11 protein-coding genes are annotated in these 12536 nt (G+C 40.0%); 8 read left to right on the forward strand and 3 right to left on the reverse strand.

Annotation, left to right across the window (positions count from 1 at the left end):
- Positions 1-5 precede the first annotated feature (5 nt).
- Entirely contained in the window at positions 6-662 is a 657-nt protein-coding gene (gene fsa, locus NE848_RS02300; RefSeq protein WP_252110591.1) for a fructose-6-phosphate aldolase, read from the forward strand.
- 47 nt (positions 663-709) lie between these two features.
- On the opposite strand, the gene NE848_RS02305 is transcribed toward fsa, so the two are convergent.
- Positions 710-2122: a TlpA family protein disulfide reductase gene (locus NE848_RS02305; RefSeq protein ID WP_252110592.1), complete on the reverse strand. Its 1413-nt coding sequence runs from the start codon at positions 2120-2122 to the stop codon at positions 710-712.
- A 170-nt stretch (positions 2123-2292) separates the two neighbouring features.
- On the opposite strand from NE848_RS02305, the gene NE848_RS02310 reads away from it, so the two are divergent.
- On the forward strand, positions 2293-3918 hold the full coding sequence (locus tag NE848_RS02310) for an ABC-F family ATP-binding cassette domain-containing protein (protein WP_252110593.1): 1626 nt from the start codon (positions 2293-2295) through the stop codon (positions 3916-3918).
- 75 nt (positions 3919-3993) lie between these two features.
- On the opposite strand, the gene NE848_RS02315 is transcribed toward NE848_RS02310, so the two are convergent.
- Positions 3994-6354: a TonB-dependent receptor gene (locus tag NE848_RS02315; protein WP_252110594.1), complete on the reverse strand. Its 2361-nt coding sequence runs from the start codon at positions 6352-6354 to the stop codon at positions 3994-3996.
- Positions 6355-6651: 297 nt separating this feature from the next.
- On the opposite strand from NE848_RS02315, the gene NE848_RS02320 reads away from it, so the two are divergent.
- Complete coding sequence (locus NE848_RS02320; protein WP_252110595.1) at positions 6652-7014, forward strand: CoA-binding protein; 363 nt, start codon at positions 6652-6654, stop codon at positions 7012-7014.
- Here NE848_RS02320 and NE848_RS02325 read toward each other — a convergent pair.
- Positions 6985-8430 (reverse strand): sodium:solute symporter, encoded by a 1446-nt coding sequence (locus NE848_RS02325; RefSeq protein WP_252110596.1) that lies wholly within the window; start codon positions 8428-8430, stop codon positions 6985-6987. The two genes, NE848_RS02320 and NE848_RS02325, sit on opposite strands and share 30 nt — an antisense overlap.
- A 77-nt stretch (positions 8431-8507) precedes the next feature.
- Here NE848_RS02325 and recR point away from each other — a divergent pair, with 77 nt between their 5' ends.
- The 5 genes from recR to NE848_RS02350 all read left to right on the forward strand — a co-directional run bounded on the left by recR (position 8508) and on the right by NE848_RS02350 (position 12534).
- Positions 8508-9125 (forward strand): recombination mediator RecR, encoded by a 618-nt coding sequence (recR, locus tag NE848_RS02330; RefSeq protein ID WP_252110597.1) that lies wholly within the window; start codon positions 8508-8510, stop codon positions 9123-9125.
- Positions 9126-9340: 215 nt separating this feature from the next.
- The gene (locus NE848_RS02335; RefSeq protein ID WP_252110598.1) at positions 9341-10660 is read left to right on the forward strand and encodes a dihydrolipoamide acetyltransferase family protein; all 1320 of its coding nucleotides are present in this window, start codon (positions 9341-9343) and stop codon (positions 10658-10660) included.
- A 138-nt stretch (positions 10661-10798) separates the two neighbouring features.
- Entirely contained in the window at positions 10799-11575 is a 777-nt protein-coding gene (locus tag NE848_RS02340; protein WP_252110599.1) for a 3'-5' exonuclease, read from the forward strand.
- Positions 11575-12189 (forward strand): fumarylacetoacetate hydrolase family protein, encoded by a 615-nt coding sequence (locus tag NE848_RS02345; RefSeq protein ID WP_252110600.1) that lies wholly within the window; start codon positions 11575-11577, stop codon positions 12187-12189. The genes NE848_RS02340 and NE848_RS02345 overlap by 1 nt, the downstream gene beginning before the upstream one ends.
- Positions 12190-12195: 6 nt before the next feature.
- On the forward strand, positions 12196-12534 hold the full coding sequence (locus NE848_RS02350; RefSeq protein WP_252110601.1) for an Hpt domain-containing protein: 339 nt from the start codon (positions 12196-12198) through the stop codon (positions 12532-12534).
- Positions 12535-12536 lie beyond the last annotated feature (2 nt).

Below are 12536 nucleotides of genomic sequence, written 5' to 3' on the forward strand. Positions count from 1 at the left end.
CAACTATGAAATTTTTTATTGATACCGCCAATCTTGACCAGATAAAAGAAGCCCAGGATCTTGGTGTACTGGATGGGGTAACTACAAACCCTTCGTTGATGGCCAAGGAGGGAATTACAGGAAAAGATAATATATTCAAGCATTATAAAAAGATCTGTGACCTGGTAGATGGGGACGTGAGTGCCGAGGTTATCGCTACAGATTTTGATGGGATAATTAGAGAAGGAGAGGAGCTAGCTGAATTGCATGACCAGATCGTGGTTAAAGTACCGATGATCAAAGACGGGGTGAAGGCTTTAAAGTATTTTAGTGATAAAGGAATCAAAACCAACTGTACTCTTGTGTTTTCAGCAGGACAGGCGATCCTTGCCGCAAAGGCCGGAGCTACATACGTTTCTCCTTTTATAGGAAGATTGGATGATATTTCTACCAACGGTCTTGATCTTATAGCCGATATAAGATTGATATATGACAATTACGGTTTTGAAACTGAAATTCTTGCTGCCTCGGTTAGGCATACAATGCATGTTCTTGAATGTGCTAAGATAGGTGCTGATGTAATGACAGGGCCTCTTTCATCGATTGAAGGTTTGCTTAAGCACCCTTTAACCGATATCGGACTGGAAAAATTCCTTGCTGATTATAGGAAAGGAAATCAGTAAAATGATATTATAAATAATAAAAAAGGGCTGTTTTTCACAGCCCTTTTTTATTTGTTTAAAAACTCAAGAATATCTTCTTCAAATTCGGGACTTCCCAGTTGTACATCTCCACGTACGATTGTACCGTCAGGGGAAACAAAAAGAACTTTGTTTAAATATTTCTTATATGTTTCTTTGCTTGCTTTTCGCCTGGCAATCTGGTACTCATCATCCTTATCATAACCATAAGTTTCCAAAGTTCTAAGCCATTCTTCTCTTTCTCCGAGATCTATATTGACTCCAAGAAAGTCCAGTTCCGGATATTTTTTCTTTAGATTTTTAATGACATTATGCTGCCATCTGTGATGTGCAGGGTTGTAGAGTGACCAGGCATAGGTAATGGTAGGCCTACTAATTACATCACCATACCTTATTATTTCTCCCTGAGTATTTTCAGCCATTACATCTTTTATGGTATTCCCAACGAAATAATCTTTTTGGATGTCGGCCAGATGGCGTGCACTTTCAATATGGCTGTAATCAATTTTGTTGAGTAGGTCGAGTATAGAATCTATACGGCCCTCGTTTTCTGCCATGGTGATCGCCTGGGCAGCCAGCCTGTCAATAAACTCATTCTTTAATGATTCTATATCTGAAAGCGAATCTATAAGTACGATTCTTCTTTGGATATTCTGAAAACTATTGATGTTATAGCATTTTCTTTTATCCTCATGATTTTCCTTACAATGCTCAATAGATTTTGTTCTTAGATAATCGTCAATAAGATTAGTGTAGACATAATAATCCTGCATCTCTTCATTGCTGAAGTCAATATCCTCACGGTAATCTGTAAAATCTTCGGGCATTATTCTGGCGAATTCTCTGTTATATTTTTTCACCAAAAAGGCATAGCGCTCCCTGAGGTCATAAAATTCATAGTTTATACTAGCCCTGGCAATTTCCAGAAATTCCTCAGAGAATTCATTCCGGTCTGTAAGACCTTCGAGTTTTTGAAGCCGTTGTTGTCTGATAGAATCGGTGAGTTTAGCGAATCGCTCTGGCTCTATATTGTAATTACTAATAACATAATCGTTATTCTTCTGGTTTTTCAGAAACATTTCCAGAAGAAAATTACTCTTTTCGGCTCCTTCTCCGCTAAAGTTGAGCGATTCATCAAAAGAAAGTGTGTTAAGCCAGATGATAATGCTGTCTCCCGGTTCAATGTACATGATCTGGCTTTCGGGAGGATGTCTGAAGGTGTAAATTCCGCTTTCAAGATTCTGATAATCCTTACCGAATTGGTTTTCCTCGTCGAGATACAGGGTGTCTATGGTTTCATTTTCTTTGGAAAGTACCACATAATCGGTTTCCGGATTATTGATCTGCCCACCAAGAAATATATCGCTGGAATTTACGGAATTGTCTTTGCAACCCGTGAACAGTAGTACACAGCATAAAAAAAAGCTAAATAGAATCTTCATTCGGTATATTGGGCCTTAAGGGCCTCTAAATTGCCCCAATTTTTAACAAATATAGAGGCTCCCATATGTCGGCGATGTTAAGCAGGCGTTAAATCAAATATTTAAAACGTTAATCTTTCTTAGTAATGTTGATTATAACTACTTTTGCAAAAAATTAATTCGATCAGTTTATGCTTTCAGTATCAAACCTTTCTGTACAGTTTGGAAAACGTGTTTTGTTTGATGAGGTTAATACAACCTTTACCCAGGGGAATTGCTATGGGATTATTGGCGCAAATGGTGCCGGTAAATCCACATTCCTGAAGATCCTTTCAGGGAAATCAGATCCTACTTCGGGTCATGTTCATCTTGAACCCGGTAAACGTATGTCTGTACTTGAACAGAACCACAATTTATATGATGATTACCCCGTGTTGGAAACCGTTATGAGAGGTAATAAGCCCATGTTTGAGGTGAAAACTGAAATTGATGCACTTTATGCCGATTATTCTGATGAAAATGCCGAGCGTATAGGTGAACTTCAAACCGCTTTTGAAGAGATGGATGGGTGGAATGCCGAAAGTAATGCTGCAGCCCTTCTTTCAAACCTCGGGATCAAGGAGGAGCTTCACTATACACAGATGAAAGACCTTGATGGTAAGCAAAAAGTGAGAGTGCTTCTTGCCCAGGCATTGTTTGGAAATCCTGACGTTCTTATCATGGATGAGCCTACTAACGACCTGGATTATGAAACTATCGGCTGGCTGGAGAATTTCCTTGCCAATTATGAAAATACTGTGATCGTGGTTTCTCACGACCGTCACTTCCTTGATGCGGTATGTACACATATTTCAGATATAGATTTCGGAAAGATCAATCACTACAGTGGTAACTATACTTTCTGGTATGAGTCTTCACAGCTTGCAGCAAGACAGCGAGCACAGCAGAATAAGAAGGCTGAAGAAAAGAAGAAAGAGCTTCAGGAATTCATTCAGCGATTCAGTGCTAACGTGGCTAAAAGTAAACAGGCTACTTCCAGAAAAAAGATGATCGAGAAGCTGAATATCGATGAGATCAAACCTTCAAGCAGAAGGTATCCTGCTATTATTTTTGAAAGAGAGCGTGAAGCGGGTGACCAGATACTTAATGTTGAAAAACTTGAGGCGAGTATAGAAGGGGAAACCCTTTTCAGAAATGTGGATATCAACCTGGCCAAAGGAGATAAGGTTGTTGTTTTCTCAAAAGATTCCAGAGCGACCACCGCTTTTTATGAGATCATAAATGGAAAGCAGGAACCTGTAAATGGCAAATATTCCTGGGGTGTTACTACCTCACAATCTTACTTGCCTGCAGATAACTCTGATTATTTTGATAATGATCTAACACTTGTTGACTGGTTACGCCAGTGGGCAAAGACCGAAGAGGAGAGAGAAGAGGTTTATATTCGCGGGTTCCTTGGTAAGATGCTTTTTAGTGGAGAGGAAGCTTTGAAAACCTGTAGGGTTCTTTCTGGAGGTGAAAAAGTTCGTTGTATGCTAAGTAGAATGATGATGATAAGGGCTAATGTTCTTATGCTTGATGAGCCTACCAACCACCTGGATCTTGAATCTATTACTGCTTTCAACAACTCTCTGAAGAATTTTAAAGGAACCGTTCTTTTCACAACTCACGATCATGAATTTGCTCAAACCGTAGCGAACCGCGTAATCGAACTTACTCCGGGCGGAGTAATAGATCGTTACTTAAGTTTTGACGAGTATATGAACGATAAGAGTATAAAAGCGCAAAGAGAAAAAATGTATGCTGTAGAAGCATAATTAATTTTTGAAATAATATTGAAAAAGCCCCATGCTTTAAGCTTGGGGCTTTTTACTGGCTATCAAACAAATCTTTTAGAATATTCCACCGCCGCCAGACTCATTGTCGTCGCGGTTCTTGCGCTTAAAAGCTCTGTTTTTTCCTCCTCCGAATCTGTAAGAGAATCCGAGATATACGGTTTGTGTTTCTCCTTTAAATCGTCCTTCTTGTTTAAAAGGTCTTCCGTCATAAACACTGAATTCCTGAGTATTGAACACATCGTTGAAGTTCAGGCTCAATGTTGCTTTGTTGTCTTTCAGGAATGAATACCTGGCTCCAAGGTTCATAAAATACATTGGATCCATATCGAGCTGAAGATCACGGTTCTTGCTTCGGTAAAATCCGAATAATGAAAAGCTTAGTGACTCTGTTGCTTTGAAGTTATGATTGGTTCTGAAAGTGAACGCCTTATTATCAACCTCAATGAATTCAGAACCTGCTACTCCTGTTAAGGTTTGCCCGTAAAGCTCCAGCGCGGTGTTTGTGCTCCACCAGTCGGTGAACTTATAATTGGTAGAGAATTCAACACCATATGAATCATTGGTATCGAAGTTGGCGAAGGTTAGTAGTAACGATCCGGGCTCGCCTTCAACGGCATTGAATACCTGATTGATCTGGTCTACGGTTCTTCGGAAGAATACTCCGGCCGTGGCGCTACCTTTTTTCTTAAAGTTGCGGGTATAGTTTAATTCAAAAGAATTAGTGAACTGCGGATCCAGTTCAGGATTCCCGGCAACGGTAAGTCTCGGGGAGCTAACTTCTCTTATTGGGTTTACCTGGTTAAATCCTGGCCGGTCTACTCTGCGACTATAACTAAACTGGTAGGAGTTTTTCTCACTTGGGTTATAACTAAGAAACCCTGAAGGATAAATAGTAAAGTAGTCATCTTCATATACCTTTTCACCATTATAGGTGGCGTCTACATTGTAGTTTTCCAGTCGGGCACCCAGCTGATAGGACCATTTTTCAAAATTCTGCCCAAAAGTTGTATAAAAGCTGTAGATATCACGGTTGTACTGATAGTTTGAATCTTCAAAATCAGGATTGGTGGAAGAGTATGAGTTATCAGTATCCAGTAATCTGGCCTCTGCACCCAATTCCAGTTTTGATTTATCGCTTAATGGATTCACATAATCTATATTGGCTGAAATATTATCCCGTGATTCTTTTACCATGTCCTGGTAAGGATCAAAATCGAGTTCGGTGTCTCTGAAGCTTATAAAGCTATTTTCGTCTTCATCAAAGGTGTTATAGTCTAATTCGAACTGGATATCATGACCATCCTTTTCAAAATCGTGATCGTAAAGAAAGTTATAAGTAGAATTAGTGTTGTCGAAATTTAAATCCAGCAATTGGGTTAGATCTCTTGACGGATCGTTTTCGTCCATCACGGCAATGTAACCGTTAGGTCCACCTTCAAAATTATTCTGGTTAGTGTAGATCGAGAATGTGTTTTTTTCGTTCAGATAGAAGTCTACACCTATCTTATATAAGTAAGATTCCCTGTCGTTAATGACTTCAAATTCCTGCCTGGTATTCTGTTCCGGGAGATAAATCTTTCCTCCGAAGCCGTTCTTTCCGAAATTGGTTCCCAGGTTTGTGAAAAAATTGAATTTTCCGGTACGGTAGTTCATGTCAAGCGAACCATTGAACCTGGTATTTTCACCCTGAGTAAGGCCTGTATTCAGGTTTCCATTAAAACCCTGATTGGCATTTTTATGTAATACGATATTGATGATCCCACTCATTCCTTCCGGATTGTATTTCGCAGAAGGATTGGTGATCAATTCGATACTTTTAATTGAAGTGGAAGGGATCTGCTTAAGTAACTGAGCCGGGTCCATATTGGTGGGTTTCCCGTCTACCAGGATGCGCACATTGGAATTACCTCGCATGGAAATGTTCCCCTCCTGGTCTACATTAACCGAGGGAATGTTCACCATGATCTCTGAAGCACTGGCCCCGGTGGTCATAAGGTCCTTCCCAACATTAATAACCTTTCGGTCTACACGTTGTTCGATGGTGGTCCTTTCGGCAACCACCACAGTTTCATCCAGCATGGCTACATCGGGTTCAAGTTTGATAATTCCGAAGTCTACATTGAAATTATTTTTGTCTATGTGAACCTCCTTTGAAAAAGTCTTGTAACCGATGAACTGGACTTTAAAAATATAGTCACCGGCCTTAATGTTAGAAATAATAAAGCTGCCATCTTCGCTTGAAGTGATCCCTGTAACCAGGTTACCTTCCATATCGTTGATTATTACCGTAGCATAGGGGATGGGTTCATTGAGTTCCTGGTCTATGACCGCTCCTGATATTTTCCCCACGGGATCTGTAAAAGCCATACTTAGGGCCGAAGTGAATACAAGAAAACTTAAGATTAACTGTTTCATTTTTTGATTGATTTGATGATTATTGTGTTAAACAAAATACTTTGTAATGCATAATAGATGAAAACATGAAGGCGCAAAAATGAAAGACCTTCTACTATAAAGACGACCAAAAACTACTTTCGTTACACTATTTTTAAAAAAGCCTGCATTTCGGTGAGGAAATGCAGGCATGGCAAAATCATCGGTATTAACACTAACCATCAAATTTTAATAGGATGATTCTGCAAGGGCCGGTCCTCATTCTAAAGACTATTGGACTTTAAGAATGTTACACTTTATTTTGTTTAACTTTGAAATATGAAGAAAAAAACTCTTGTTCTGGGAGCTTCTCTAAATCCCGCCCGGTATTCAAATCTTGCCATTAACCGCCTTGTAAAACACGGGCAACCTACGGTTGCAATAGGCTTAAGGAAGGGTAGTGTAGATGGTGTGGACATAGAGACTGAGAAACTTCCTTTTGAAGGTGTAGATACCATTACCCTTTATCTTAATGCGAAACGGCAAAAAGAGTATTACGATTACATTCTTTCCCTGAAACCGGAAAGAGTGATCTTCAATCCGGGAACCGAGAATCCTGAATTGTATGATCTACTTAGAAACAACGGAATTCATTTCGAGAATGCCTGTACTCTAGTCATGCTTTCTTCTCAGCAGTATTAGGCCTAAAAAGGTTAGGAAGCCGTTAAGGATAAGGATAAAGAAACCAAATTCAAATCCGAACCATACCAGGCTATTTAAACTTATTATATAAGAAAGTACCGGAGCTGCAATGGCAATGACGGGAACGAGTTTGTCTCTAACTTTCCAATTGGTAAATAACCCAAACGCATAAAGTCCTAATAAAGGACCATAAGTATAGCCTGCGAACTGGAATAGTTTATTGATCACACTTTTATCTGCAATAGCGTATTTAAAAGCTAGCATCACCAGAACCAGCAATACTGAAATCGCCACGTGAATTTGTTTTCTGATCCTTACCTGTTTCTTTTCGTCATATTTCTTTTCAATATCAAGTATATCGATACTAAAGGAGGTAGTAAGTGAGGTCAAGGCACTATCTGCACTGGAGTATGCTGCCGCGATTAATCCCAGGATAAAGAATACGGCTACGGCAAACCCAAGGTCGCCGCTGGTTGCAATGGCTGGAAAAAGATCGTCCTTCTGCTCTGTGACCCCGTTCAAATCGGCATAATCGGTAAGCAGTACTCCCAGGGCAAGAAAAAGGAAATTCACAAAGACAAGAACTATGGTAAACCAGAACATGTTCTTTTGTGCATCTTTAAGGCTTCGACAGGTAAGGTTCTTCTGCATCATATCCTGGTCCAGACCTGTCATGACAATTGCTATGAACGCTCCTGAAAGAAATTGTTTTACAAAATGATCCTTGCTTTTCCAGTCTTCAAAAAAGAAGATTTGTGAATGTTCACTTTCCGAGAGATATCCCATCAGGTTGCTCAATGAGAATCCAAGATCTTCAGAAATGAAATAAATCGTTATCCCCAGCGCCAGCAGCATAAAAAAGGTCTGGAGCGTATCGGTCCAGACTATGGTCTTTATTCCACTTTTAAAGGTGTAGAGCCAGATGAGTAAAATAGTGATGGATACAGTTACATAATAAGGCACACCCATAGAATCAAATACCACTAACTGAAGTACATTCGCCACAAGGAATAGCCTGAAACTGGCTCCCACCACTCTTGATAGTAGGAAAAAAGATGCTCCTGTTTTGTATGAGGAATTCCCGAACCTAGTGTCAAGATAGGTGTAGATAGAGGTCAGGTTCATTTTATAATAGAGAGGCAGTAAAACCTGTCCAATCACAGCGTAACCAAGTGTATATCCCAAAACCACCTGGAAATAACTAAAGGAGTCGGCTTCCACGGTTCCGGGGATAGAAATAAAAGTGATCCCGCTTAAGGAGGCCCCAATCATTCCAAAGGCTACTAGGTACCATGGTGCCTGTTGGTTCGCCTTAAAGAATTCTGCATTGCTGCCGCCACGGCCGGTAAAATATGATATAAGAATAAGTACTGCGAAGTAGGCAGCAACAAGAATGAGGACTTGGTATGGTTGCATAGATTGGTATTGTGCCCGGCAATTTACAAATTAAGCTTTAAGTAATCTCATCAGTCAAAAAAATCATAAATTCGCATATGGATTTTTCTTCAAAATTACTGGAGCAGGCCGTAGATGAAATGTCGCAATTACCGGGGATAGGAAAGCGAACTGCCCTTCGATTGGTATTGCATTTGTTGAAACAACCTGAAGAACAAACGCTCCGACTATCTGATGCACTTACAAAGCTTCGCAAGGATATTAAACTTTGCAGGAATTGTTTTAACATAAGTGATACTGAACTTTGTGAGATATGCGCAAATCCCTCAAGATCTGCTGAAATTGTATGCGTGGTTGAAGATATCCGCGATGTGATGGCTATTGAGAATACGGGTCAGTACCGGGGTCATTATCACGTGTTGGGAGGAAAGATAAGCCCGATGGATGGTATAGGTCCTTCTCAGCTAACTATTAAACCACTTATTGAAAAGGTGGCCGAAGGAAAAATTGAAGAGATCATATTCGCTTTAAGCAGCACCCTGGAAGGAGATACCACCAATTTTTATATTTTCAAACAGCTGGAAGGTACTAATGTTAAGACTTCTACCATCGCCCGGGGAATTTCTGTTGGGGACGAGCTGGAATATGCCGATGAGGTCACCCTGGGTCGAAGCATCACTAACAGGATACCTTTTGAGAATTCGATGAAGGGATAATTTTTTTCACTTTTAAAAACCTCCTTTTCTTTTAAAAAGCTGGAAACTTTTTCAATTCCGTGGTTGAAATCGTAATTTTAGCGTGAATTAAAAATGGTTTTCTGGGTAGAAAAAAATCAGAATAAATCAATTTTATTGATTTTTTAATATTTATTAAGCGGTATTTTAATTAAATTCGCAACTGAAATAACTAATATCACATCTGATTTAAAGATATGGCAAAATTCGAACTAAAGTTGCCCAAGATGGGCGAAAGTGTTGCAGAAGCGACAATTACTAGTTGGTTAAAAGAAGTTGGTGATACAATAGAGATGGATGAACCGGTGCTTGAGATCGCTACCGATAAGGTAGATAGCGAAGTGCCAAGTGAAGTAGACGGGAAGCTTGTAGAAAAACTTTTTGAAGCCGATGATGTGGTTCAGGTAGGACAAACCATTGCCATAATTGAAACGGATGCTGAGGTAGAGGAGACTGCCGATATTGACACAGAAGATGAACCAGCAGAAGCGGCTGAAGTGGAAGAAACAGTAGAGCAGGCTAAAGCGACAGCATCACCTTCTACTGAAGAAGATTATTCTGATTCTTCCCGATTTTACTCTCCTTTAGTAAAGAATATTGCTAAAGAAGAAGGTATTTCACTTGAAGAACTTGAGAAAATAGAAGGTACAGGCAAGGAAGGACGTGTGACCAAGAATGATATCCTTGATTATGTACAAAATAGAGGTAAACAGGAAAAGGCTGCTTCAACTACCGGTAAATCTATAGATACTAGTGGTCTTGAATCTAAAGTTTCTCAACAGCCGAAAGCTGTTGCAAGTGGAGAAGATCAGATCATTGAGATGAGCAGGATGGGTAAAATGATCGCTCATCATATGGTGCAGAGCGTGCAAACCTCTGCTCATGTTCAGTCATTTATTGAAGTTGATGTTACCAATATCTGGAACTGGAGAAATAAACATAAAGATGCTTTTCAAAAGCAGGAGGGAGAGAAACTAACATTTACACCGATCTTTATGGAAGCGGTCGCCAAAGCGATACGAGATTTTCCAATGATCAATATTTCGGTGAACGAAGATGCTACCAAGGTGATCAAAAAGAAGAATATCAATCTTGGAATGGCTGCAGCTCTCCCTGATGGAAATTTAATAGTTCCTGTTATTAAGAATGCAGATAGATTAAACCTTGTAGGTATGGCGAAGGCTGTGAACGACCTAGCCGCCCGTGCAAGACAGAATAAATTAAAACCTGATGAGATCCAGGGGGGGACCTATACCGTTACCAATGTGGGAACCTTCGGAAGTATTATGGGGACTCCTATTATTAATCAGCCGCAGGTAGGTATCCTCGCTCTTGGAGCGATAAGAAAGATGCCATCGGTAATCGAAACCTCTGAAGGTGATTTTATAGGAATACGTTATAAAATGATACTTTCGCACAGTTATGATCACAGGGTGGTAAATGGTGCTCTAGGCGGTCAGTTTGTGCAACGTGTGGCTCAATACCTGGAAGGTTTTGATAAAGACAGGGAGATTTAATCTTTTTTAATAATATTCTGGAAAGCCACGTCTATCGTGGCTTTTTTAGTTTTTGGCCATAAAAAAACTAAATGAAAACCTGATTCAGGTCATATCCGGACTATTAAATTATGCTAACTTTACAGAAATTTTTTAAAAATGGACCTCAAGCTTACCAAGCCAATTTGTTTTTTTGATCTTGAAACTACCGGAACCAATATTACCAACGACAGGATCGTTGAGATTGCAATTCTGAAAGTATTTCCGAATGGTAATAAAGAAAGTCATACCTGGCTGGTGAATCCTGAAAGAGAAATTCCGGCCGAAGTAGTGGCTATTCACGGGATTTCTAACGAGAAGGTTGCAGATGAACCCACTTTTAAAGAACTGGCAGCTAAGGTCCATGATCTTATAAAAGGTTGTGACCTCGCCGGTTATAACTCTAACCGCTTCGATATTCCCCTTTTAGTGGAGGAGCTGCTAAGGGCCGGGATCGATTTTGAGATGAAGAATGTGGTCGCTGTAGATGTTCAAACCATATTTCATAAGAAGGAGCAGAGGACTCTCTCTGCGGCCTACCAGTTCTACTGTGGTAAAAACCTGGAGGATGCTCACAGCGCTCAGGCAGATACCGAAGCTACTTACGAGGTGCTTAAATCACAGCTGGATAAATATGAAGATCTTGAAAATGATATGAAATGGCTTTCCAATTTCAGCTCCAGGAAGAAATCGGCTGATTTTGCCGGATTCATTGCTTTTGACAAAAAAGGGAAAGAGGTTTTTACTTTCGGGAAGTATAAAGGAAAGCATGTTGAGAAAGTGCTGGAAGAAGAGCCGGGCTATTTCGGGTGGATTCAGAATGCGGATTTTCCCCTTTATACAAAAAAGGTGCTTACCGCGATCAAACTTCGTAAACTTAACAATAAACTTTCCTGATGAAGATCATTTGTGTTGGCAGGAATTATACCGATCATATTGAGGAGCTTAAGAATGAAAAACCCGAAGATCCGGTACTTTTTCAGAAACCTGATACCTCGATCCTGTTAAAGAAACAACCCTTTTTTATTCCCGATTTTTCTGATGATATCCACTATGAGGTGGAGGTTCTGGTGAAGATCAAAAAGATAGGGAAACATATTCAGGAAAAATTCGCCCATAAATATTATGACGAAATTGGGCTTGGAATAGACTTTACTGCGAGGGACCTTCAGCAAAAATTAAAAGAAAAAGGCCTGCCATGGGAAAAAGCCAAGGCTTTTGATGGTGCTGCGGTTGTAAGTAATAAGTGGCTGGATAAGAAAGAACTGGGTAATGTAGATGATCTTAATTTTAGACTGGAAATGAATGATGAAATTGTTCAACAGGCCAGTACCTCCCATATGCTATGGAAAATTGACGAATTAATTGCGTATATTTCGACGTATTTCACCTTAAAAATAGGGGATATCATATTTACTGGTACACCGGCGGGTGTGGGAAAAGTTTCTCCCGACGATCGTCTAACCGGTTACCTGGAAGGGGAAAAAATGTTTTCAATTAAAGTAAAATAATATTTAATGAGCAGCTACAATCTAGACGAAGTCAGAGAAATGGCAGGCGGTGATGATGAATTCATGCTTGTCGTGGTACAAACTTTCCTTGAAGAGATTCCGCCAGATGTAGCGGCCATGAATGAGGCCATAGGAAATGATAATGCCAGTCTTGCATATCAGTATGCACATAAGATGAAGCCAAACCTGCAACTTTTTGGTTTGGAGCTTATGGACCAGATAAGGGTCATTGAAGCCTGGTCCAAACAGGGTAAAAGAAAGGACGAAGTGCCCGACGCAGCCGAAAAGATCACCCAAAAAGTGGATGTTGCGGCTGCTGAACTTAAGCAGGACTTCAACCTGTAATT

Origin of the sequence: Gramella jeungdoensis (assembly GCF_023805255.1) — a bacterium.
GTDB classification, from domain to species: Bacteria; Bacteroidota; Bacteroidia; order Flavobacteriales; family Flavobacteriaceae; genus Christiangramia; species Christiangramia jeungdoensis.